20 protein-coding genes and 1 other RNA gene are annotated in these 21,489 nt (G+C 68.8%); 16 read left to right on the top strand and 5 right to left on the bottom strand.

Annotated features, from left to right (window positions below; genetic code table 11):
* Nucleotides 1-111: 111 nt before the first annotated feature.
* The gene (gene ybaK / locus DJ018_RS01120) at nt 112-582 is read left to right on the top strand and encodes a Cys-tRNA(Pro) deacylase (protein ID WP_111512962.1); all 471 of its coding nucleotides are present in this window, start codon (nt 112-114) and stop codon (nt 580-582) included.
* A 3-nt stretch (nt 583-585) separates the two neighbouring features.
* Here the strand turns inward: ybaK and DJ018_RS01125 are convergent, their stop codons facing one another.
* On the bottom strand, nt 586-921 hold the full coding sequence (locus DJ018_RS01125; RefSeq protein ID WP_111512963.1) for a DUF6665 family protein: 336 nt from the start codon (nt 919-921) through the stop codon (nt 586-588).
* 162 nt (nt 922-1,083) lie between these two features.
* On the opposite strand from DJ018_RS01125, the gene ilvN reads away from it, so the two are divergent.
* The 12 genes from ilvN to flhA all read left to right on the top strand — a co-directional run bounded on the left by ilvN (nt 1,084) and on the right by flhA (nt 14,003).
* Complete coding sequence (ilvN, locus tag DJ018_RS01130) at nt 1,084-1,632, top strand: acetolactate synthase small subunit (RefSeq protein ID WP_111512964.1); 549 nt, start codon at nt 1,084-1,086, stop codon at nt 1,630-1,632.
* 37 nt (nt 1,633-1,669) lie between these two features.
* On the top strand, nt 1,670-2,593 hold the full coding sequence (locus DJ018_RS19060; protein WP_165842763.1) for a hypothetical protein: 924 nt from the start codon (nt 1,670-1,672) through the stop codon (nt 2,591-2,593).
* Nucleotides 2,577-2,938, top strand: a transfer-messenger RNA (tmRNA) gene (gene ssrA / locus DJ018_RS01135). The genes DJ018_RS19060 and ssrA overlap by 17 nt, the downstream gene beginning before the upstream one ends.
* 117 nt (nt 2,939-3,055) lie before the next feature.
* The gene (locus DJ018_RS01140) at nt 3,056-3,550 is read left to right on the top strand and encodes an SspB family protein (protein WP_111512965.1); all 495 of its coding nucleotides are present in this window, start codon (nt 3,056-3,058) and stop codon (nt 3,548-3,550) included.
* Nucleotides 3,551-3,650: 100 nt separating this feature from the next.
* Nucleotides 3,651-5,867, top strand: a complete 2,217-nt coding sequence (locus DJ018_RS01145; protein ID WP_240609424.1) for a serine hydrolase domain-containing protein — start codon at nt 3,651-3,653, stop codon at nt 5,865-5,867.
* 108 nt (nt 5,868-5,975) lie between these two features.
* The gene (gene fliF, locus DJ018_RS01150; protein WP_111512967.1) at nt 5,976-7,616 is read left to right on the top strand and encodes a flagellar basal-body MS-ring/collar protein FliF; all 1,641 of its coding nucleotides are present in this window, start codon (nt 5,976-5,978) and stop codon (nt 7,614-7,616) included.
* Nucleotides 7,613-8,647: a flagellar motor switch protein FliG gene (gene fliG / locus DJ018_RS01155; protein ID WP_111512968.1), complete on the top strand. Its 1,035-nt coding sequence runs from the start codon at nt 7,613-7,615 to the stop codon at nt 8,645-8,647. The genes fliF and fliG overlap by 4 nt, the downstream gene beginning before the upstream one ends.
* Nucleotides 8,647-9,288: a FliH/SctL family protein gene (locus DJ018_RS01160; protein WP_111512969.1), complete on the top strand. Its 642-nt coding sequence runs from the start codon at nt 8,647-8,649 to the stop codon at nt 9,286-9,288. Before fliG ends, DJ018_RS01160 begins: the two co-directional genes overlap by 1 nt.
* 20 nt (nt 9,289-9,308) lie before the next feature.
* Nucleotides 9,309-9,641: a flagellar motor switch protein FliN gene (gene fliN, locus DJ018_RS01165; RefSeq protein ID WP_111512970.1), complete on the top strand. Its 333-nt coding sequence runs from the start codon at nt 9,309-9,311 to the stop codon at nt 9,639-9,641.
* 32 nt (nt 9,642-9,673) lie between these two features.
* Nucleotides 9,674-11,041 (top strand): sigma-54-dependent transcriptional regulator FlbD, encoded by a 1,368-nt coding sequence (gene flbD / locus DJ018_RS01170; RefSeq protein WP_111512971.1) that lies wholly within the window; start codon nt 9,674-9,676, stop codon nt 11,039-11,041.
* 2 nt (nt 11,042-11,043) lie between these two features.
* On the top strand, nt 11,044-11,910 hold the full coding sequence (bla, locus tag DJ018_RS01175) for a class A beta-lactamase (RefSeq protein WP_111512972.1): 867 nt from the start codon (nt 11,044-11,046) through the stop codon (nt 11,908-11,910).
* 53 nt (nt 11,911-11,963) lie between these two features.
* A complete protein-coding gene (gene flhA, locus DJ018_RS01180) occupies nt 11,964-14,003 on the top strand; it encodes a flagellar biosynthesis protein FlhA (protein ID WP_420849497.1) in 2,040 nt (679 codons plus the stop codon).
* A 3-nt stretch (nt 14,004-14,006) separates the two neighbouring features.
* Here flhA and DJ018_RS01185 read toward each other — a convergent pair whose 3' ends face one another.
* Entirely contained in the window at nt 14,007-14,483 is a 477-nt protein-coding gene (locus DJ018_RS01185; RefSeq protein WP_111512974.1) for a DUF1579 domain-containing protein, read from the bottom strand.
* Between the two features lie 140 nt (nt 14,484-14,623).
* Here DJ018_RS01185 and DJ018_RS01190 point away from each other — a divergent pair, with 140 nt between their 5' ends.
* Nucleotides 14,624-14,992 carry a DUF4282 domain-containing protein gene (locus DJ018_RS01190; protein ID WP_111512975.1) on the top strand — a complete coding sequence of 123 codons (369 nt, stop codon included), beginning with the start codon at nt 14,624-14,626 and terminating at the stop codon, nt 14,990-14,992.
* Nucleotides 14,993-15,042: 50 nt separating this feature from the next.
* Here the strand turns inward: DJ018_RS01190 and DJ018_RS01195 are convergent, their stop codons facing one another.
* From DJ018_RS01195 to DJ018_RS01205, 3 genes are all read right to left on the bottom strand, one after another.
* Entirely contained in the window at nt 15,043-15,453 is a 411-nt protein-coding gene (locus tag DJ018_RS01195; RefSeq protein WP_111512976.1) for a flagellar export protein FliJ, read from the bottom strand.
* Nucleotides 15,450-16,784 (bottom strand): flagellar protein export ATPase FliI, encoded by a 1,335-nt coding sequence (fliI, locus tag DJ018_RS01200; protein WP_111512977.1) that lies wholly within the window; start codon nt 16,782-16,784, stop codon nt 15,450-15,452. Before fliI ends, DJ018_RS01195 begins: the two co-directional genes overlap by 4 nt.
* A 71-nt stretch (nt 16,785-16,855) precedes the next feature.
* Nucleotides 16,856-17,998, bottom strand: a complete 1,143-nt coding sequence (locus tag DJ018_RS01205; protein WP_111514616.1) for an SDR family oxidoreductase — start codon at nt 17,996-17,998, stop codon at nt 16,856-16,858.
* A gap of 283 nt (nt 17,999-18,281) precedes the next feature.
* Here DJ018_RS01205 and ctrA point away from each other — a divergent pair, with 283 nt between their 5' ends.
* A complete protein-coding gene (gene ctrA, locus DJ018_RS01210) occupies nt 18,282-18,977 on the top strand; it encodes a response regulator transcription factor CtrA (RefSeq protein WP_111512978.1) in 696 nt (231 codons plus the stop codon).
* 121 nt (nt 18,978-19,098) lie between these two features.
* The gene (locus DJ018_RS01215; protein WP_111512979.1) at nt 19,099-21,489 is read left to right on the top strand and encodes a M20/M25/M40 family metallo-hydrolase; all 2,391 of its coding nucleotides are present in this window, start codon (nt 19,099-19,101) and stop codon (nt 21,487-21,489) included.

Here is a 21,489-nt window from a genome sequence, read left to right on the forward strand (position 1 = left end):
GGCTTGTCCGGGGCCCACGCACGCAGATATCGGTGAGCCAGCTTGGCCACGGCCTGTGTTCATGGGCTTGGCCTTCCGCTTCGCTTCACCCGGGATGACACCTCAGGTCACATGTCCAAGACCACGCCCGCCACCCTCGCCCTGGACAAGGCGAAGGTCGCCTATCGCCTCGCCACCTATGAGTACGATCCGAACGCCGAGCGCGTGGGCTTGCAGGCCGCCGAAGCGTTGGGCGTCGAGCCGGGCGAGGTGCTGAAGACCCTGATGGTCAAGGCGGATGGCAAGCCGGCCTGCGTGGTGATCGCCTCCGACAGGGAGGTTAGCATGAAGAAGCTGGCCGCCGCCCTGGGGGCGAAATCCGCCGAGATGATGAAGCCTGCGGATGCCGAGCGGCTGACGGGCTACCGCGTCGGCGGGGTCAGCCCCTTCGGGCAGAAGAAGGTTGTACCCACGGTGCTGGACGCCGACGCCGCAACAATGGCGGAGGCCTTCGTCAACGGCGGCCAACGCGGCCTGCAGGTGCGCCTCGCCCCGGCCGAACTGGTGCGGGTGCTGGGCGCCAAGGTCGCGCCGGTCACCTAGCCCTTAGGCGTGCGACCGTGCTCCGATGCGAGCCAGGACCTCCGCCGGCACATGGTGGCGCTGGAGGAGCTCGTGGTGATCGCAGCAGTCGCAGGCCTCGTGCTGAACGATCATCCGCCAGACGGCGTCGGCGGCGCGGTCCACCAGTTCGCGTCGTCTGAGGCGTTCCCCGCCGCGCGCGTCGTGCTCGCGCAGAGCGGCCAGCGCGGCGTCCACCTGTCGACCGTAGTCGGCGGCGGCGCCGTCCACGTCTTCCAGGAGCTCGAAACGGAGATGCGCCTCGCCGCTGTCGACGTGCGGAGGATCGGCGAGGTGCTGGGGCAGTCTGAGCGCGGCCATGCCGCTTCCTTCCCTGAATTCACCGCCGCTGAGGATAGCACCGCCTGCCTCTCGGCGGTGCCCCGCTCCCGATCTTGTGACTGAGCGGACCCGCGACGCCTGGACTGTCGCAGCAGCGAGGCCGGTGTTAGAGGTCCTTCCGACTTCCGCAGGAGCCGCGCCATGACCGACGTCCAGCCCGCATCCGTCTACGATCTGGCTCACGAGGACGAGCCGGAAAGCCTGGCGACCTACGCCGTGCTGGTGGACAACGAGCCCGGCGTACTGCACCGCCTGGTCGGCCTCTTCGCGGCCCGTGGATACAACATCGAAAGCCTGACCGTCGCCGAAACGGACCGCCGCGCACACACCAGCCGGGTGACCATCGTCACCCGCGGCACGCCGCAGGTGCTGGCCCAGATCGAGGCCCAGCTGCAGAAGATGGTCTCGACCCGCCACGTGCAGGACGTAACCCGCGACCCGAACGGCCTGGAGCGCGAGCTCGCGCTGGTGAAAGTGCGCGGCGTTGGCGGCGACCGGGTGGAGGCCCTGCGGGTCAGCGACATCTTCCGCGCCCGGGTGATCGACACCACCGCCGAGAGCTTCGTCTTCGAGGTGACCGGCGCGCCATCCAAGATCGACAGCTTCGTCGAACTCATGCGCCCGCTCGGCCTCGTTGAAGTGTCCCGCACGGGCGTGCTGTCCATCCAGCGCGGCGTGGAAGCGCTCTGAGGGGGAACCTTCGGGCCGCCTTGGGCTCTTTGGCAGCGTGTTCCGGATCGCGTTCGCCCTCCTGACCGCCCTCGCCGTGGCGGCTCCTGCCGAGGCGCAGCTGATGCGTCGTGCGCCGCAGGGCCCGCCGGAGCCGCCGCCGAACCTCTCGCCCGCCGAGGCTGAGATCTGGCCCTTCCCGCTCCCCGATCCCAACAGCTGGTGGGAGGAGAAGCGCCTGAAGGTCCCGGAAGCGGCGGATCCGCTGGGAAACCGGCGCATGCGCCGCGGCGAGCGCCTGATCCCCGTCGACAACGGCGTCGATCCAGCCACCTACCGTCTCTGGGGCCTGATGCCGCTGCAGTGGCAGGTGGTGCGCGGCGACGAGATGATCATCGAGGTCTGGGTGAGACCTTCGGACGGCGTACGTCAGTCGGTGGTTCGCGTGGTGGTGCGAGGCTCCGACGCCTTTGTGCAGGGCCGCGCTGGCTTGGCCTGCTGCGAAGCGGGCATCGCACGCCGCGTCGGCTTCGATGTGCCGCTGCCGGCCGGCTCGGCCCAGCGGTTCAGCGCCTTGCGCAACCACGCCATGTGGAACGCCCCGCGTGAGGTCCACGCCATCGAGCCCGGCGGCGACTCCGCCGAAGGCCTCTGCGTCAACGGCACGGCCTATGACCTGACCCTTCTGGTGGCGGGCCGCTCGCGCAGCCTGCATCGTGCGTGCGATGACCGGGAGATCGGCGAAGCGGCCGACGTGCTGGAGCCGGTGCTGCAAGCGGCCCAGGGGCACGAGCCGCGCTTCGACGTGCTGTTCGCGCGCGGGGTGGATTTCAGCGCCGACCGACGCGCCTATCAGCAGCTGATCGCCGAAGGCGGGCGCCTGAACGCCGATCGGAACGCCCGGCCCCAGCCGCCCGGTTTCGAGCCCATGCCGCAGCCGGAGACTTCCATTTCCCCGGGATCGGCCCCTTCAAATCCCTGAGCGGCGGGCCTATATGGAAAGCGTCGGGTTTCGGCCCGACTATGGGGATAAACGCGCGCATAATAAGCGGACTGGACCCGGGTGCGATTCCCGGCGGCTCCACCAAATCTTCCTCCCGGTTATCGCGGGGCAAGCATGGGGCCGATCAGCATCGACAGACGTCTAAAGGCGTTGCTTTCTCTCGGCCTGACCCACCGTTCCGGGTCTTTAACTAAATGCGAACGATAACTTCGCTGAGGAAGTCCGCCTGGCCGCGTAAGCGGTCCGGTGAACATCCGACCTAAGTCCTAGGGGTTCAGATCCTTAGGCGGGGCCCGGGGGAGCCTGCCAACAGAATCCCCCACCTTCTCCTTTCCGCCATCTGCACGAGCGTAACGGCGCATTTCGCGTCCCACGACGCCTTGGCGCAGAGCGGCTCAGACGCTACCTTCCAGCCCCTTAGCGTACCCTGTTGGAGACCCCATGGCCCAGGACCCGCCGGCCCAGGACTTGATGCACTATGAAGCGCTTGCGCAGGACGCGCTGCGCGGTGTGGTCAAGGCGGCCTTGAAGCGCGCGGCCTCTCCGGAAGGGCTGCCGGGCTCCCACCATTTCTACATCACGTTCAAGACCGACGCCGCGGGCGTGTCCGGTCCGGCCGACCTGCTAGGCAAGTACCCGGACGAGATGACCATCGTCCTGCAGCACCAGTACTGGGACCTTGCGCCGGGCGAGACCTTCTTCTCGGTCACCCTGCAGTTCGGCGGCCAGCCCAAGCGTCTGAGCATTCCTTACGCTGCAGTCACCCGCTTCTACGATCCGAGCGTGCAGTTCCTGCTGCAGTTCGAACCGCCGCCCGCCGCGCCGCAGGACGTCAAGACCTTGCCCGCCGCCGCTGCGGAGCCGGAAGCCAAGGATGACGCCGGCGAAGAAGGTCCGGCCAAGATCGTTTCGCTGGACCAATTCCGGAAAAAATAAGCGCCATCCGCGCGGCGGTCTGAAGCAGGCCGCCGGCTTCGCGCGACTCACTTGCGGCCCTACAACCGAACGCGGGTCTGGCTCGGCGTGGGGTGTGGTCATGCGGTCGATGGTCGAAGCCTGGGCGGTCGCCCTGTCGCTGTTGTTGGCCACGCCGCTGACCACCTCCACGGCTGCCGCGCAGGATGCGCCGGCGGCGGCGGCCCCGCCGGCGGCCCTGCCCAACGCTCCGATTCCCTACAATCAGATCCGGCCTAAGGCTGCGCCGCGGCGTGCGCGCCCTGGCACGGCCACGACCGCTCGCCCCGCGGGCGCAGCCGTCGCGGCCGCTGGCGCAACCGTACCCGGCGCCGTTCCTCCACGGCCGGTGATCGCCGGCGCCGCCCCGATCGTGCCCGGCCTGCCGGTGGGTCCCGCGGGCGCCCGGCTCGCGCCCGGCCAGCCCATTCCCGCGGTCGAGCTCGAGGCCTATGTGGACGGCGTGGTCCGCCAGATCATGGCCGACGCGCACCTGCCAGGCGCCGCGGTCAGCGTGGTGCAGAACGGCCAGGTGCTGCTGAACAAGGGCTACGGCTTCGCTCGCCTGTCGCCCGCTAAGGCGGTTGATGCGAACCGCACGCTCTTCCGCATCGGCTCGATCTCCAAGACCTTCACCTGGATCGCCCTGATGAAGGAGGTGGAAGCCGGCCGCATCCGCCTCAACCAGCCGGTGAACCTCTACCTTCCGGAACGGGTGCAGGTGCGCGACCAAGGCTTTGAGCAGCCCGTGCGGGTGATCAACCTGATGGACCATACCGCCGGCTTCGAGAGCCGGGTATTGGGCCAGCTGTTCGAACGGGACTTCGAACGCGTTCGCCCGCTCGACCTGTACCTTCGCCAGGAGCGTCCGCGCCGGGTCCGCGCGCCGGGCGCCTTTGCCAGCTACTCCAACTACGGCGCGGCTCTCGCGGGGCAGGCCGCGGCCTACACCAGCGGCAAGCCTTTCGAGCGGCTGATGGAAGAGCAGATCTTCATCCCGCTGGGCCTGCGCCAGACCACCTTCCGCGAGCCGCGGCCGGAGAAAGCGGGTCTGCCCGCGCCCATGCCCGTCGCCCTCATCGACGACGTGGCCGACGGGTTCGCCTGGGACGGCGGCTTCCGCCGCCAGCCCTATGAGTTCATGGGCCAGATCGCGCCGGCGGGCTCGGCCTCGTCCAGCGCCGGCGACATGGCGCGCTACATGTTGCTCTTGCTGGGCGACGGCGCCTGGAACGGCGTCACGCTGTACGGTCCCCAGGCGGCGCGCGCCTTTCGCACGCCGCTCCGCGCTGCGGCTCCCGGCGTCAACGGCTGGGCGCACGGCTTCGCCACCTATCAGCTGCCCGGCGGCTTCCAGGGCTATGGTCACAGCGGCGAGACCCTGTCTTTTCACGCCAACCTGGTGGTTGTTCCAGGCCTGAACCTCGGCATCTTCGTCGCGACCAACGGCGCCGACGGCAAGAACCTGGCGGCCGACCTGCCGTCCAGCGTCGTGCGCCAGTTCTACGCCCGTCCGTCTGTCTTCGCCCGCCCCGGCTCGTCCGAACTCGCCGCCCGCGCCGAAGACTTCGAGGGCCGCTATCTGACGACCCGGCGCGCCTATGCCGGCCTGGAAGCCTTTGTTGATCGCCTGCGGGGCACGGTCGGGGTCCACGTCACGCCCGATGGCAAGCTCGTCACCAGCCAGCGGGGCGTCCGCAAGGTCTGGGTTCCAGAAGGTCCCGTCGCTCAGGGCCGCTTCATCTCCACCTTGGGCGACGAGCGCCTGGTCTTCCGAATGGCCGAAGGCCGCGCCGCCAGCTTCCAGACCGCCGCCAACAGCGGACGGTTCGAGCGTCTGTCGCCCTGGCGCAGCCCGGTTGTCCTGCTGGTCGTCAGCGTCCTGGCGGCGATCGCTGCTCTAGCCACCCTGGCCGGCGTGCCCCTGCGCACCCGTAGGGAGTCGCGTGAGAACCAGATCCAGACCCGCGCCGGCGTGCTGCAGAACATCCAGGCGCTGCTCTGGCTGGTGGGACTGGGGGTGTTCGCCGCCTGGGCCGTCAAGGCTTCCGTCAACCGCGCGGACGTCGTCTACGACTGGCCGGGCGCCCTGCCGATCATTGCCTCGGCCTGCGCCCTGGTCGCCACCGCGCTCACCGTGGTGACCTTCGTCGCCCTGCCGGCGGTTTGGCGCGGCGGACGGCGGGTGGACTCCTGGCCCGCCGGGCGGAAGCTGGCCTTCACCGCGACGGTCCTGATCTACGCCGCCTTCGCCGTCCTGCTGGGCGCCTGGAATGCGCTGCTGCCCTGGTCGGGCTGAGAGAAGTTAAGACCTTTAAACGCGGCGTTAACTATCAACTGGGTAAAACCTGCCTAGCGCCGGGCAAACTCTGCCCGGTTGTCAGTGCGGGTGGGGGAGACGGCCGCGTTGGAGAAGTTCGTAGCGGCGCTTCAGAGGTTCGGCATCGGCCGCATCGCTGCGATCATCGGGATCGGAGCGGGTGTCGCGGCTGCCATGGTCGCGCTCAGCATGAACCTGAGCGAGCCCAAGGCCCTGCTCTATTCCAACCTCGACCTCAAGGAAGCCGGCTCCATCACCGCCGCCCTCGACCAAGCGGGCGTGAAGTACGAGGTGAAGGGCGACGGATCGACCATCCTGGTGCCCCGCGACGATGTGGCGTCCACCCGCCTGATGCTGTCGGGCAAGGGCCTGCCGACCACCGGCTCCGTGGGCTACGAGATCTTCGACAACTCCAACGCGCTGGGCCAGACCGACTTCGTCCAGCAGCTGAACCGCCAGCGCGCCCTGGAAGGCGAGCTGGCTCGCACCATCCGCGGCCTGGACGGCGTGACCTCCGCCCGCGTCCACTTGGTGATCCCCAAGCGGCAGCTGTTCGAAGAGGACGGCGCCGAGCAACCCTCGGCCTCCGTGAACATCGGCGTCGGCGGCCGCGAGCCGTCGGCCGAGCAGGTCCGCGCCATCCAGAACCTCGTTTCCGGCGCGGTGCCGAACCTGAAGCCGGACCGCGTCACCGTGGTCGACCAGCACGCCAAGACTCTCTCGGGCGGCGAGACCGGCATGGCCGCCGAGGCCGACGGGCGCAAGACCGAGGTCGAGCAGCGCATCGCCAAGCAGGTGAAGCAGCTGGTGGAAGGCGTGGTCGGCGCCGGCAAGGCCCGCGTCAACGTGAGCGCCGAGCTGGAGCTGGCCCGCGTCACCGTCCAGCAGGAAACCTTTGACCCTGACGGTCAAGTGATCCGCTCGGAAAGCACCACCGACGAGCGCTCGCAGGAAAATCAGCCCGATCCGTCCGGCGAGGCCTCTGCCGCCGCCAACATCCCCGGCGGCAACGGCCCGGAGACCGCAAACAACTCCTCCAACAGCGGCCGCCAGGAATCGACCACCAACTACGAGATCTCCAAGACGGTCCGCACCGAGGTTCAGGAGCCCGGCCAGGTGAAGCGGCTTTCGGTGGCCGTGGCCGTGGACGGCGCCAGCGCTGCGGGCGCCGACGGCAAGCCCGGCCCCTACACTCCCCGTTCCGCGCAGGAGATGCAGCAGATCGAGCAGCTCGTCCGCTCGGCCGTCGGCTTCAATCAGGAACGCGGCGACCAGGTCACTGTGGTCAACGTCCGTTTCCCCAGCGCCGCCGATCCGGAAGGCGTGGAAGTCGCCAATCCGCTGATGGGCTTCGACAAGAACGACCTCATGCGCGCGGTTGAGATCGGCGTGCTGCTGATTGTCGGCGTGCTGATGCTGCTGTTCGTTGGCCGGCCCCTGCTGAAGAGCGCAACGGGCGGCGGCGGCGGCCAGCTGATGCCGATGCTGGCCGGCGCCGGCGCACCGGTGGCCATGACCGCCGACGGCCAGCCCCTGCAGCTCACCATGGACGCCAGCGGGCAGCTGGCCCTGCCAGGTCCCAACGGGGAGCTGGAGCAGAAGATCGACATCGCGCGGATCGAGGGCCAGGTGAAGGCCAGCTCCGTCAAGCGCGTGTCCGAGTTCGTCGAGAAGCATCCGGAGGAGTCGGTCTCGATCCTCCGCAGCTGGTTGCATGAAACGCCATGAGCGCGCGTCTGGTCGGTAAAAAGGGCGTCGTCGACCCCAAGGCCCTGAGCGGCCCGGAGAAGGCGGCGATCATCCTGCTCGCCCTTGGCGAAGAGCACGCGCACATCTGGCAGCAGCTGGATGACGAGGAGATCAAGGAGATCTCCCAGGCGATGGCCAGCCTTGGCACCGTGAACGCGGGCGTGGTGGAAGACCTGCTGCTGGAGTTCGTCTCCGGCATGTCGGGCGCCGGGGCGATCATGGGCTCGTTCGAGCAGACCCAGCGCCTGCTCTCCCAGATCATGCCGCCCGAGAAGGTGGAAGCCCTGATGGAGGAGATCCGCGGTCCCGCGGGTCGCACCATGTGGGACAAGCTGGGCAACGTGAACGAGGCGGTGCTCGCGAACTATCTGAAGAACGAATACCCGCAGACCGTCGCGGTGGTGCTCTCCAAGATCAAGTCGGAGCACGCCGCCCGGGTGCTGGCCGCACTGCCCGAGGACTTCGCCCTCGAGTGCGTGACCCGCATGCTGCGCATGGAGCCTGTGCAGCGCGAGATCCTCGACAAGATCGAGCAGACCCTGCGCACCGAGTTCATGTCCAACCTGGCTCGCACCTCCAAGCGCGACAGCCACGAGTTGATGGCCGAGATCTTCAACGCCTTCGACCGTCAGACCGAGGCCCGCTTCATCACCGCCCTGGAAGAGCGCAACCGCGAAGCGGCCGAGCGCATCCGCGCGCTGATGTTCGTGTTCGAGGACCTGTCGAAGCTCGACCCGGGCGGCATCCAGACCCTGCTGCGCGCGGTGGACAAGGACCAGATGGGCCTGGCGCTGAAGGGTGCCTCGGACGCCCTGCGCGAGATGTTCTTCTCCAACATGTCCGAGCGCGCCGCCAAGATCATGCGCGAGGACATGGAGACCATGGGTCCGGTCCGCCTGCGCGACGTCGACCAGGCCCAGATGGCCATGGTGCAGGTCGCAAAGGACCTCGCCGCCAAGGGCGAGATCATGCTGGCCGGCTCCGGCGGCGATGACGAGCTGGTGTACTGATGACCGGCGTCCAACCCCGCAAGTTCGCTTTCGACACCGAGTTCGACGCCGCCGGCGGCGTGGCCTACGAAGCGCCGCGCCCCAAGCGCAGCTTCACCCCTGAAGAGGTCGAAGTCATCCGCGCCGAAGCCCGGGCGGAAGGCGAGCGCGCGGGTCTGAACAGCGTGGCCGCCCAGCAGGCGCGGGCTCTAGCTGAGATCGCCGCGATCTGCCACCAGGCCATGCCGCGGCTTGCCGAAGTGGCGCACGAGCACCGCACCGGCGCCGCCGCCCTCGCGCTGGCGTGCGGCCGGGCCATCGCCGACGCCGCGCTCGACCGCTTTCCCGAGGCGCCGATCCAGGCCGCCATCGAAGTCCTCGGTTGTGAGATCGAGTCGGCGCCCCGCCTGATCGTCAGCGCCCCGCCGGAACTGGCCGACGCCATCCAGGGCCAGCTCGACGAGACCGCCCGGCGCACCGGCTTCGCCGGCGCCATACAGGTGCGCACCGAGGCGCAGCTCGGCCGCAACGCCTTCACTCTCGACTTCGGCGATGGTCAGGCCGCCTTCGATCCCGCCGCCGCCGCCGAGCGCGTGGAACAGGCCCTCAGCGCCGCGCTGGCTGCTGAAGGCCTCCACGCCGAACCCCTCATTCCGGGCTGATCCGGAGAAGAGCGCCCAACATGTCCGAGAACGACTTCAAGCTCGACGAATTCGGCCCCGGCGGCGGCCTGCCGGAAGCCTTCGACGGCGAGGACAAGAACGCCAACGACCTGGCCCCGGTGTTCGATGTTCCGGTGAACATCTCCGCCGTGCTGGGCCGCGCGAGCCTTTCGGTCGCCCAGCTGCTGCAGCTCGGGTCCGGCAGCGTGCTGGAGCTGGACCGCAAGGTCGGCGAGGCCATCGACATCTACGTCAACAACCGCCTGGTCGCCCGGGGCGAGGTCGTCATCGTCGACGAACGCCTGGGCGTGACCATGACGGAAATCATCAAGGACGGCGACACGGCCGCCTGAGGCGACCGGGTCGAGGTTTAGGAGACGAGCACATGCGGCTTTTGGTCGTCGGGAAACTCAACGGGCAACTCGCCAGCGCCGTGAAGATGGCGATGAGCGCGGGCGCCAAGGTCAGCCACGTCGAAAGCGTCGAGGCGGCCACCCACGCCCTGCGGGCCGGCCAGGGCGCCGACCTGCTGATGGTCGACTACGAACTCGACATCGCCGGCCTGATCGCCGCCAACGAGTCCGAACGGATCCGGGTGCCGGTGGTGGCCTGCGGCGTGGGCGCAGACGCCTATGGCGCGGCCAACGCCATCAAGGCCGGAGCCAAGGAATTCATCCCTCTGCCGCCCGACGCCGAGCTGATCGCCGCCGTCCTCGCCGCGGTGTCGGACGACAACCGTCCCATGGTGGTCAGCGACCCGGGCATGAAGAACGTGATGGCGCTGGCCGACCAGGTCGCCCCGTCCGACGCCTCGATCCTGATCACCGGGGAAAGCGGCTCGGGTAAGGAAGTCATCGCCCGCTACGTCCACCAGAAGTCGCGCCGCCAGGCCAAGCCCTTCATCTCGGTGAACTGCGCCGCCATCCCCGAGAACCTGCTGGAAAGCGAGCTGTTCGGCCACGAGAAGGGCGCCTTCACCGGCGCGCTGGCGCGGCGCATCGGCAAGTTCGAGGAAGCCAACGGCGGCACCCTGCTGCTGGACGAAATCTCCGAAATGGACGTGCGCCTCCAGGCCAAGCTGCTGCGCGCCATCCAGGAGCGCGAGATCGACCGGGTCGGCGGCTCCAAGCCCGTAAAGGTCGACATCCGGATCCTGGCGACCTCCAACCGCGACCTTGCGCAGGCGGTGAAGGAAGGCACGTTCCGCGAAGACCTGCTCTACCGTCTGAACGTCGTGAACCTGCGCCTGCCGCCGCTGCGCGAGCGGCCGGGCGACGTGATCGCGCTCGCCGAGCACTTCATCAAGAAGTACTCCGCCGCCAATGGCGTCGCCGTGCGGCCGCTGTCGAGCGAAGCTCGCCGCCGTCTGGTCGCCCACCGCTGGCCGGGCAACGTGCGCGAACTGGAAAACGCCATGCACCGTGCGGTGCTGCTGTCCGCCGGCCCCGAGATCGACGAGATGGCCATCCGCCTGCCGGATGGCCAGCCGCTCGCTCCCGCCGACGCCCACGCCCGCACGGCGCAAGCCGCCTCCCTGGCGGCCGAAACCGCCAGCCGCGCCTTCGTCGGCCAGACAGTGGCCGCCGTTGAGCAGCAGCTGATCATCGACACCCTGGAGCACTGCTTCGGCAACCGCACCCATGCGGCCAACATCCTGGGCATCTCGATCCGCACCCTGCGTAACAAGCTCAAGGAATACTCCGAGGCGGGCGTGCCGGTGCCGGCGCCGCAGATGGGCGCGAGCGCGGCCTGACCATGACCGGCCGTCCGCATCCCGACCGCCGGCTGGTCCTGGCGGGCGCTGCGGCCGTTCTGGCTGCGCCCGCAGGGGCGCAGACGGCCCCAAGCTTCACCATGCTGGAGGCACGCTCCGGCGGACGCCTTGGCGTTCACGCGGTCAACCTCGTTACCGGCAAGCGCTTGGCGCACCGGGCGGACGAGCGCTTCGCCATGTGCTCGACCTTCAAGGCCTTGGCCGCCGCCGCAGTGCTGGCGCGGGTCGACGCAGGGCAGGAGCGGCTGGACCGCGGGGTTCCGATCACCAGGGCTGACATGCGGCCCCACGCACCGGTCACCGAGACCTATCTGGATCGCGGGCAGGTCAGCCTTGAGGCTCTGTGCAAGGCCGCCGTCGAGCAGAGTGACAATCCGGCCGCGAACCTGATGCTGAAGACCGTGGGCGGCCCCGAAGGTCTGACCGCCTGGCTGCGGGGCATCGGCGATCGCGCCACCCGCCTCGACCGCTGGGAGACGGAACTCAACAGCGCCATCAAGGGTGATCCTCGCGACACCACCACGCCGGCCGCAATGACCGCCACGCTGGGCAAGCTCGCCGTGGGCGAAGTGCTCAAGGCCGCGTCGCGCGAGAAACTGGTCGGCTGGATGATCGCCTCTCCCACCGGCGCAAACCGCCTGCGCAAGCATCTGCCCGCCGGCTGGCGCGCAGGCGACAAGACGGGCACGGGCGCCAACGGCTCCACCAACGACGTTGCGGTGTTCTGGCCACCAACGGGTGGGCCGATCGTGGTCGCCTGCTACATCACGGAAACGTCCGCCGAGCTGGCTGTGCGCGAAGGCGTCATGGCCGAGGTTGGTCGAATCGTGGCCCAAACTCTGGTCTGATGGCCGATACCAGCGTCCCCAGCCTGGGCGGAAAAGCCCCGACGCCCCGCGAGATGTGGGGCTGGGTGGCGCGTGGCGAAGTCGCGCTCGCCGTCGGCGTCGTCGGCATCGTCGTCCTGCTGATCCTGCCCGTTCCGGCCTTCCTGCTGGACCTATTCCTGGCGATCTCGATCACCAGCTCCGTTCTGATCCTGATGACCGCGTTGATGATGAAGCGGCCGCTGGACTTCACCGCCTTTCCGACGGTGCTGCTGGTGGCGACGCTCTACCGGCTCGGCCTGAACATCGCCTCCACGCGCTTGATCCTTGGCCACGGCCACGAGGGCGCACACGGGGCTGGCCACATCATCGAAGCCTTCGGCAACCTGATGATGGGCGGCAACTTCGTCATCGGGGTGATCGTCTTCGCCATCCTGGTGGTGGTGAACTTCGTCGTCATCACCAAGGGCTCTGGCCGGATCGCCGAAGTCGCCGCGCGCTTCACCCTGGACTCCATGCCGGGCAAGCAGATGGCGATCGACGCCGACCTGTCCTCGGGCCTGATCGACCAGGAAACGGCCAAGATCCGCCGCAAGGAGCTCGAGCAGGAAAGCACCTTCTTCGGGGCTATGGACGGCGCGAGCAAGTTCGTGCGCGGCGACGCCGTCGCCGGCCTGGTGATCCTGGCGATCAACATCATCGGCGGGATCCTGATCGGCGTCGTGCAGCACAAGGTGCCCATCGGCCAAGCGTTCTCCACCTACACCATCATGAGCATCGGCGACGGCCTGGTCAGCCAGATCCCGGCGCTGGTGATCTCGATCGCCGCCGGCTTCCTGGTCTCCAAGTCGGGCGTCGAAGGCTCCGCCGATAAGGCGTTCGTCACCCAGCTGGCCATGAACCCCATCAGCCTGGGCATGGTCGCCGCCTCGGCCGGCGTGATCGCGTTCATCCCGGGCATGCCGCTGATCCCGTTCGCCGCGATCGCGGTGGGCTCCGGCGCTCTGGCCTGGAAGCGCTCGCAGGCCAAACCCGAGGCGCCCAAGATCGAGATCGGCGGCGAGGCGGCGGAGCCCGAAGAAGAGTCCATCGCCCAGACCCTGGCCATCGACGAGATCAAGATCGAGCTGGGCTACGGCCTGCTTGGCCTCATCAACGACCTGGAAGGCCGCCGGCTCACGGACCAGATCAAGGCGCTGCGCCGCACCCTGGCGGCCGACTTCGGCTTCATCATGCCGAGCGTGCGGATCCTGGACAACATGCGCCTGCCCTCCCAGGGCTACTGCATCCGGATCAAGGAAATGGAGGCTGGATCGGGCGAAGTGCGCCTGGGCCAGCTGATGGCCATGGACCCCCGCGGCGGCCAGGTGGAGCTGCCGGGCGAGCACATGCGCGAGCCAGCGTTCGGCCTGCCCGCCACCTGGATCGACGACTCCCTGCGCGAGGAGGCCACCTTCCGCGGCTACACCATCGTCGATCCCGCGACCGTGCTGACCACGCACCTGACCGAGATCCTCAAGGAGAGCATGCCGGACCTGCTCTCCTACGCCGAAGTGCAGAAGCTCCTGAAGGAGCTGCCGCCCGAGCAGAAGAAGCTGGCCGACGACCTGATCCCCAACGTCGTGACCATGACCACGGTGCAGCGTGTCCTGCAGTCGCTGCTGCGGGAACGGATCTCGATCCGCGACCTGCCGGCGATCCTGGAAGGCATCGGCGAGGCCGCGCCCCACACCCAGTCGGTGACCATGCTGGTGGAGCAAGTGCGCACGCGCCTCGCGCGCCAGCTCTGCTTCGCCTACCGCGGCGACGACGGCAGCCTGCCGATCATCACCCTGACGCCCGATTGGGAGTACGCCTTCTCCGAAGCCCTGGTCGGCCCGGGCGAAGAGAAGCAGCTGGCCCTGGCGCCCTCGCGTCTCCAGGAGTTCATCATTGGCGTGCGCGACACCTTCGAACGCGCCGCGCTGTCCGGCGAGACCCCGGTGCTGCTGACCAGCCCGGCTATCCGGCCCTACGTCCGCTCCATCATCGAGCGCTTCCGGGGCCAGACTCCGGTGATGAGCCAGAACGAGATCCACCCCCGGGCGCGGCTGAAGACCGTCGGCACCATCTAGGGCTCAGCGGCGGCGATAGCTCAGCCGCATGAACTCTTCCCAGGTCCCGTCCGGGCGGAGCACCTCAGAGATCAGGCGCCGGTGATCGTGGCTCACCAGCTCGATGCTGTCGCGGTAACGCCGCATCTCGCCTTCGACGTCAAAGCTCGGGCCTTCTGACTCCAACGCCAGCACATCGCCGGCGTCGTTCAGCGCGCCGTCGTAGACCCAAAGGTTGGGCATCATTGAGCCCAGCCAGGTCCCCACGAAGCGGCCTTTGGCCGGATCGAACCCAAGGCTCATGATGCTATGCGCCGGCGTTCCGTCGGGCATGGTGCTAGCTCCTTCGGCGATCACCCAGTAGTCGCCGAGCGTGCGCACCGTTTCCGTCCAGGCGGGGTGCGCCGGGACCGACGGATCGTCCGAGCCCTCGACTTCGCCCACCCACTCTCCGACCAGCTTGCTGAGCCAGGCGTGTTCTTTCGTCGCTTCTGCGTTCATGGCGGCCTCCTCGGGGCACCATACACCCGGCTCGGAGGTTAGGCTCCTGCGCGACGTCTGCGCCGTTGCAGGCGCGCGGCTCGGCTGCTAGCGGTTCAACCTAAGGGGCGATCCACAGCTCCGCGAGTCTTGGGAATCGGATGCGGCGACCTTCCAACAGACCTCAAGGAACCGGTTCGGCGATCCTATGGGATCTGCTGACCTTCGAGCGGCTGATGACCGGCCAGGTCGTGCACCTGATCTATTGGGCCGGCCTCGCCCTGATTGCGCTGGGCGTGTTCGGGGCGCTGGGCGCGGCCGTGGGCGTCGCGATCCGCGATCCGTTCCCCTGGGGCCTGCTGCTGGCGATCCCGGTGCTGGTGGGCGGCCTGATCGCCATGGGCGCCCTTTTGCTGCTGTGGCGCTCGTTCTGCGAGTTCTACGTCGCGATCTTCAAGATCAGCGAAGACCTTTCGGTTCTGCGCCAGGACATGGAGCAGGAACGCGGGCGTCTGGGCAAGCAGCCCTGATCCAAACCTGATCCCGGACGCGCCCGCGCCGTCCGGGATAACTCGTCGACTTAGCGTCCCGCAGCCTTGCGCAGGCCCAGCTCGTCCATGGCGGCCGCGTCGCGCTTGCCCGCTTCCTTGACCGCGGTCAGGCGCTGCTGCTCGGCGATCTCTTCGTACTTCTTCTGCTCTTCGAAGGCGCGAGCCAGCGCATCGCGCGCGCCTTGCTCTTCCATCAGCAGGACATCGACGTCCGCCTGGGCCTGTTCCTTGCGCATCTTCAGCGCGGCCAGGTAGCTCGGCAGGCGGAAGGCCCCTTCGGGATGGGCGCTGACGTGGGCGATCTCGGCTTGGCCTTCGGCGTCCAGCATGAAGATCTTCATCTCGGCCGCCTGGCGACGATCGCCAACCTCGGCGAGGCGCTTCTGCAGCACCTCGACTTCATAGGTGGCCAGCTTGATCAGTGACTGCGCCCAACTCATGCGGCCTCGTTCAGGATCTGGGAAAGCGCCGCGAAGGACGCGTCGAGCCCGGTCGCCTCATCCTTGTCCTGAGACAGGAAGGCTTCCAGGGCGGGGTAAAGCTGGATGGCGCGGTCGACCTCTGGGTCTGCGCCCGCACGGTAGGCGCCGATGCGGATCAGCTCCTCCATGTTGGCGTAGGCCGAGAGAGCCCGGCGGGCGTCCTTGACGATCTGGCGCTCGAACGGCGCGTGGCAGCCCGGCATGGTCCGGCTGATCGACTTCAGGACGTTGATGGCGGGGAAGCGGCCGCGCTCGGCGATGGACCGCTCCATAACGATGTGGCCGTCCAGGATGCCTCGGACAGCGTCGGCGATCGGCTCGTTGTGGTCGTCGCCGTCGACCAGGACGGTGAAGATGCCGGTGATCGGCCCCGCCGTGGTGCCGTCCGGCCGCGTTGGGCCCGGGCCGGCCCTCTCCAGCAGCTTCGGCAGCTCGGTGAAGACTGTCGGCGTGTAGCCCTTGGTGGTCGGCGGCTCGCCCGCGGCCAAGCCGATCTCCCGCTGAGCCATGGCGAAACGCGTGACCGAGTCCATCATGCACAGGACGTCGAGATCCTGGTCACGAAGGAACTCGGCCAGGGCCAGCGTCATGTAGGCCGCCTGTCGGCGCTTCAGGGCGGGCTCGTCCGAGGTCGCCACCACCACGATGGCGCGGCGCAGGCCCTCTTCACCCAGGCTTTCCTCGATGAACTCCCGTACCTCGCGGCCGCGCTCGCCAATCAGCCCGACGACCACGGCTTGGCAGTCCGAGTTCTTGGCCAGCATCGACAGCAGCACCGACTTGCCGACGCCAGAGCCGGCGAAAACGCCCAGGCGCTGGCCGCGGCAGCAGGTGGTGAAGACGTTCATCGAGCGCACGCCCAGGTCCAGCCGCTCGCCCACCCGGTCGCGGGCGTGGGCCGGCGGCGGGGAGGCGCGCAGCGGATAGGCGGCCATGCCTTGCGGCAGCGGACCGAGTCCGTCGATGGGCTCGCCGAAGGCGTCGACTATGCGGCCGAGCCAAGCGGTGGTCGGGCGCACGGTGGCGGCCTGCGGCTCGATGCGAATGGGCGCGCCGGGCGCCACGCCTTCCACAGGTCCGAAGGGCATCAGCAGGGCGCGCGTTTCGCGGAAGCCCACGACCTCGGCGGCCAGCGGCCCCTCGCCCACTCGGTCGATCTCCGCGCGTGCGCCCACAGCCAGGCGAGACAGCCCGCCCCGCGCCTCGATCAGCAGGCCGTTTACGGCCGCGACGCGGCCGGACACCGTCAAAGGATCGAGCCGCTCCACCGCGGCCACCAGGCTCTGCAAGACACGCCCCTGAACTTCGAGGGCAGAGTCGGTGCTTCGGCGTTAACCGGTGGTGAAGATCCCTTAACGGATCAGCGCAGCGCGGCGGCCAGTCGCAGGGCCCAGCGCGGACGCTTCGCCGCTGCCTTTGCGACCGCCAGAGGTCGCGCCCCAATAGCCTTGATCACCAGCGGACGCAGCGCCCTGGCCGCCAGCGGGCGCGTGGTGCGCCCTATCCTTCCACGACCAAGCCAGATCGCAGCCCCGGCGACCGCCAGGGCGCCGACGCCCACCACCAGCAGCTTGTGCTTCTGCGCCTCCGTGTAGACGGAGTACCTGCGCCCCTTGTAGGCGGCGGCCTCGATCCGCCCATCGCGCCCGGGCGCATACAGCGTATCGCCTGACGACCGGATGCCGCCCAGGCGGGTCAGCGGCGGGATGAGCCTTCCGAACAAGCTGTCGGCCAGCCGCGGCGCCGAGGCGGCGACCACCGGCAGGTCGCGAGCGCCGAAGCCGACATTCAGCTGGCGCACCGGATGTTCGGCCGCATGAAGAATGGCGTCGGCCACCACGTCAGGGGAATAGAGCGGTGGCGGCGGCCGCATGGCGCTCTCAGTCAGGTTCTTGGTGTGCTCCGGGAACGGCGTGGAGATGCTCGACGGCTTGATCAGGGTGACCGAGACCGGCAGCTTCTCCCGGGCGATCTCCATCCGCAGGCTTTCGGTGAAGCCTTTCACCGCATGTTTGGAGGCGGAATAAGCGCCCATCAGCGGCGCGCCGGCGTCGGACAGCACCGAGCCTACGTTGATGATCGCCCCGCCCTCCGGGCGCGACTGGAGGTGTCTCAAGGCTTCCAGCGTGCCGTTGACCACGCCGAAGTAGTTGGTCCGGAACAGCCGCTCGTGATCCTCCGGCGTGACGTCCTTGAGCGGGCCATAGATGCCGACCCCGGCGACGTTGACCCAGGTGTCGATGCGGCCGAACCGAGCCAAGGCTGCCCGCCCGATCCGCGCTACGGCTTCCGGATCGCCGACGTCGGCCACGACGGTATGGGCCCGCCCGCCGAAGCGGTTGATCTCGTCGGCCGCCTCCCGCAGGGCGGCCTCGTTGCGCGCCGTCAGGACGACCGCCGCGCCCGCCCGGCCTGCCTTCCGCGCCGTGGCCAGTCCGATGCCTGAGCTCGCGCCCGTGATCACCAGAACCTGCTGCGCGAGCGGCTTGAGCTTGGGACGCATGGGACCTCCTGCGGCGAAACGCCAGAAGGCAACGACGCGCGCGATGGGCCGTTCCGCGATGCTGCTTCGCCCGCGATCGTCCAATCACAAAAGATTCAACAGGGGTGCGACTCGACGCCCGAACGGCTCCGATTGCCCGCGACTCTCAAATCAGATTAACGATTCGAACCAGACGGACATCTTCCATTAACCAGTCTTAAATTAACTCGCTGGCATGTTTAACGGCGAGCTTCGGGGCGGATTCCGAGAATCCGCGGGCTGAGCGGGGACGGAGTAGGAGAGCATGCGGGTTCTGTTGATAGAAGACGACAGCGCCACCGCGCAAAGCATCGAGCTGATGCTCAAGTCGGAAGGCTTTAACGTCTACACCACTGACTTGGGCGAGGAAGGCGTCGATCTGGGCAAGATCTACGACTACGACCTCATCCTTCTCGATCTGAACCTGCCCGACATGAGCGGCATGGACGTGCTCCGCACGCTGCGCGTCGGCAAGATCAACACCCCCATCATGATCCTGTCGGGCACCGCCGAGATCGAGACGAAGGTGAAGACCTTCTCCGGCGGCGCTGACGACTACATGACCAAGCCGTTCCACAAGGACGAGCTGATCGCCCGCATCCACGCCGTGGTGCGTCGTTCGAAGGGCCACGCTCAGTCGGTGATCCGCACCGGCGACATCGTGGTGAACCTCGACGCCAAGACGGTCGAAGTGAACGGCATCCGCGTTCACCTGACCGGTAAGGAATATCAGATGCTGGAGCTGCTCTCGCTCCGGAAGGGCACCACCCTGACCAAGGAGATGTTCCTGAACCATCTCTACGGCGGCATGGACGAGCCCGAGCTGAAGATCATCGACGTCTTCATCTGCAAGTTGCGCAAGAAGCTGGCCGCGGCCGCCGACGGCAAGCACCACATCGAAACGGTCTGGGGTCGCGGCTATGTGCTGCGGGACCCTTCTGAGGGCGCTGTGGCGGCCTGATCGCCCGCGCCCAGTAAAGCTTACCAGTACCGCGTCCCAACGCCCGCCTTCACCGGCGGGCGTTTTCGTTTTCGCGAACCGCCGTTAGCTTGCCGTCGAAGCAGGGCGGGAGGAGAAACGGATGGGCCGGCTGGTCGCGCTGATCGCGGCGCTAGTGCTGGGCGTCGCCCTGGCTTGGTGGACGCAGCAGCCGCCTCGGCCGGCAGAGGGACGTCCCGCCGACCGGTTCTCGGCCGAAGCCGCCCTGGTCGATGTCCGCGCCATGGCGCGGCGTCCCCACCCCGTCGCTTCGGCTGAGAATGCGCGGGTGCGGAGCTATCTCCTGTCCCGAATGGCCGCCATGGGCCTCGAGCCGCAGGTGCGCAGCGGGACGGGCCTCTTCACCCGCAGCACGCCGCAGAACCTGCAGGTCAGCGCAGCCCCCGTGCAGAACATCCTTGGCGTCATCTCGGGACGCGATCGAAGCGCCCCTGCGGTCCTGCTCATGGCGCACTACGACAGTGTGCCGAACTCGCCTGGCGCGGCCGACGACGCCGCCGGCGTCGCCGCGGCCCTGGAGATCGCCCGCGTGATCCGCGCCCAGGGCGCACCCGCACGCGACATAATCATCCTGCTGACCGACGGCGAGGAAGCCGGTCTCCTAGGGGCGGACGCCTTCTTCCGCCGAGATCCCTTGGCCCGCCGGGTCGGCTTCGTAATCAACATGGAAGCCCGCGGCTCGGCCGGCCGGGTGCACATGTTCCAGGCTGGCCCGCAGAACGCCGGCGCCATAGCCCTGCTGCGAGAGGCGGCCCAGCGCCCCTCCGCCAACAGCCTGTCCGGCGTGATCTATCGGCACATGCCCAACGACACGGACTTCACCCGCGCCATGGAGGCCGGGTTGCCCGGGCTGAACTTCGCCTTCATCAGTCGCCAGTTCGACTACCACGCTCCCACCTCCACGCCGGCCAACCTCGATGCGGGCACGCTGCAGGACATGGGCGATCAGGTGCTGGCCGCCGCGCGCGTGGCCGCCTTCGACGAGGCTTTGCCGCAAAAGGGCCCCGACCAGGTCTACGCACATCTCTTCGGCGACCTGCTGATCGCCTATCCGCCGGCGGCCGGCTGGCTGGTGCTGGGCCTCGCCGCCGGCCTCATCGCCTTCGGCTTCGTTCGCGCCCGGCGCGCCAAGGCCCTGGCTTGGCGCGAGGCCCTACAGGGCGCAGGCGCGGCCCTCTACCTGCTCTTCACCGCCGTAGCCCTTCTGCACCTGGCGCGCGCCGGAACGGGCGCAGGCTTCGGCTGGCTGGAGCAGCGGGGCCTTCTCGCTCAGCCTGGGCGCTGGGAGCTCGCGATCGGCCTCGTCGCGCTTGGGACGCTGCTGTTCACGGCCGCAGAGCTCGCTCGCGGCCGACGCCTGCCGGCCGCCCTGCTCTCTGCAGGGGCGGGCCTCGGCGCCGCCGTGTTGGCCGGGAAGCCTGATGTTGTCGGCCTGGGCGCCGGCGCGGCAGGCGCGGTCCTGGCCGCCATCGCCTTCGGCCGCCCCGCGGCCCGTTCTGGCGGCTGGGCTGGCGTGCTGCTCGTTGGATTGGCGCTGGCGCTGGCGGCGCAGATCGCCGCGCCCGAGGCGGCGCACGTCGTGGCCTGGCCCCTGCTGGCGGCGGGCCTCGCCGCCGCGGCCACCTCCACGGCCGCTCGCCGCAGCTACGCCGCCCTGGGGATCCTGGCGCTGGTGGCGGTCCTCAGCCTCGGTTGGTTGGGCGCGCTTGCGCACCTGATGCACCAGGGCCTGGACATGCCCGAACTCGTGGCCCTGCCCCTGCTGCTCGCCGCCTTCAGCCTCTGGCCGCTGGCGCAACCGGCGGAGGGCGCGCCGGGCTGGCGCGGCATCGGCCCGGCCCTGATGATCGCCGGCGCCGTCATCGTGATCGTCATCCGCCTGCAGCCCGGCTGGACCGCACGAACCCCGCAGGTGGCCGCTGTTGTCTACCACCTCGACCAGGACGCCGGACGCGCCTTCCGCGTGCGCACCGCCGACGCCAGCAGCCCCTGGACGGACGCCGTGCTGCGCGCCGACGGCGGAACGCCGGCGCCGCACGACAGCTGGGCTTTCTGGGGCAAGCCGCCCGCCGCGCCCGCAACGCTCGTCACGGCGCCCGCTCCGGATCTGCGCCTGACGGCCGCCGACAACGGCGCCCTTCGGCTTTTGGCGACAAGCGCAGGCGGCGCCCGCGTCCTCACCCTGCGGATCAGACCCAACACCGCGCTCGCCCTCGCCCGCGTCAACGGCGCGCCCGTGGGCCAGCAGTTGCGTCCCGGCGCCTGGAACACCATTCGTTGGGAAGGCGGCCCTGCGCCCCTCGAACTGATCCTGCAGCCGGCAGGCCCGGGCGCCCTGGACGTCCGCTATTCTATGCTCGTGGAGAGCTGGCCCGCGCAGGCGCGCCCACTGCCGCCGCGCCCTGCCGGAGCCATGGCCTTCGACAACTCTGACTCGACCGTGATCACCGGAACGCGCCGGCTCTCTTGGTGA

The sequence above is a fragment of the Phenylobacterium deserti genome (genome assembly GCF_003254705.1).
GTDB lineage: Bacteria > Pseudomonadota > Alphaproteobacteria > Caulobacterales > Caulobacteraceae > Phenylobacterium > Phenylobacterium deserti.

Coding starts and splice junctions, on each gene's coding strand:
- DJ018_RS01125 (WP_111512963.1), bottom strand. CDS start 921: ATGGCCGCGCTCAGACTGCCCCAGCACCTCGCCGATCCTCCGCACGTC.
- ctrA (WP_111512978.1), top strand. CDS start 18,282: ATGCGGGTTCTGTTGATAGAAGACGACAGCGCCACCGCGCAAAGCATC.
- bla (WP_111512972.1), top strand. CDS start 11,044: ATGACCGGCCGTCCGCATCCCGACCGCCGGCTGGTCCTGGCGGGCGCT.
- DJ018_RS01215 (WP_111512979.1), top strand. CDS start 19,099: ATGGGCCGGCTGGTCGCGCTGATCGCGGCGCTAGTGCTGGGCGTCGCC.
- DJ018_RS01140 (WP_111512965.1), top strand. CDS start 3,056: ATGGCCCAGGACCCGCCGGCCCAGGACTTGATGCACTATGAAGCGCTT.
- flhA (WP_420849497.1), top strand. CDS start 11,964: ATGTGGGGCTGGGTGGCGCGTGGCGAAGTCGCGCTCGCCGTCGGCGTC.
- ilvN (WP_111512964.1), top strand. CDS start 1,084: ATGACCGACGTCCAGCCCGCATCCGTCTACGATCTGGCTCACGAGGAC.
- fliN (WP_111512970.1), top strand. CDS start 9,309: ATGTCCGAGAACGACTTCAAGCTCGACGAATTCGGCCCCGGCGGCGGC.
- DJ018_RS01145 (WP_240609424.1), top strand. CDS start 3,651: ATGCGGTCGATGGTCGAAGCCTGGGCGGTCGCCCTGTCGCTGTTGTTG.
- fliG (WP_111512968.1), top strand. CDS start 7,613: ATGAGCGCGCGTCTGGTCGGTAAAAAGGGCGTCGTCGACCCCAAGGCC.
- DJ018_RS01185 (WP_111512974.1), bottom strand. CDS start 14,483: ATGAACGCAGAAGCGACGAAAGAACACGCCTGGCTCAGCAAGCTGGTC.
- DJ018_RS01160 (WP_111512969.1), top strand. CDS start 8,647: ATGACCGGCGTCCAACCCCGCAAGTTCGCTTTCGACACCGAGTTCGAC.
- DJ018_RS01190 (WP_111512975.1), top strand. CDS start 14,624: ATGCGGCGACCTTCCAACAGACCTCAAGGAACCGGTTCGGCGATCCTA.
- DJ018_RS01195 (WP_111512976.1), bottom strand. CDS start 15,453: ATGAGTTGGGCGCAGTCACTGATCAAGCTGGCCACCTATGAAGTCGAG.
- ybaK (WP_111512962.1), top strand. CDS start 112: ATGTCCAAGACCACGCCCGCCACCCTCGCCCTGGACAAGGCGAAGGTC.
- DJ018_RS01205 (WP_111514616.1), bottom strand. CDS start 17,998: ATGCGTCCCAAGCTCAAGCCGCTCGCGCAGCAGGTTCTGGTGATCACG.
- flbD (WP_111512971.1), top strand. CDS start 9,674: ATGCGGCTTTTGGTCGTCGGGAAACTCAACGGGCAACTCGCCAGCGCC.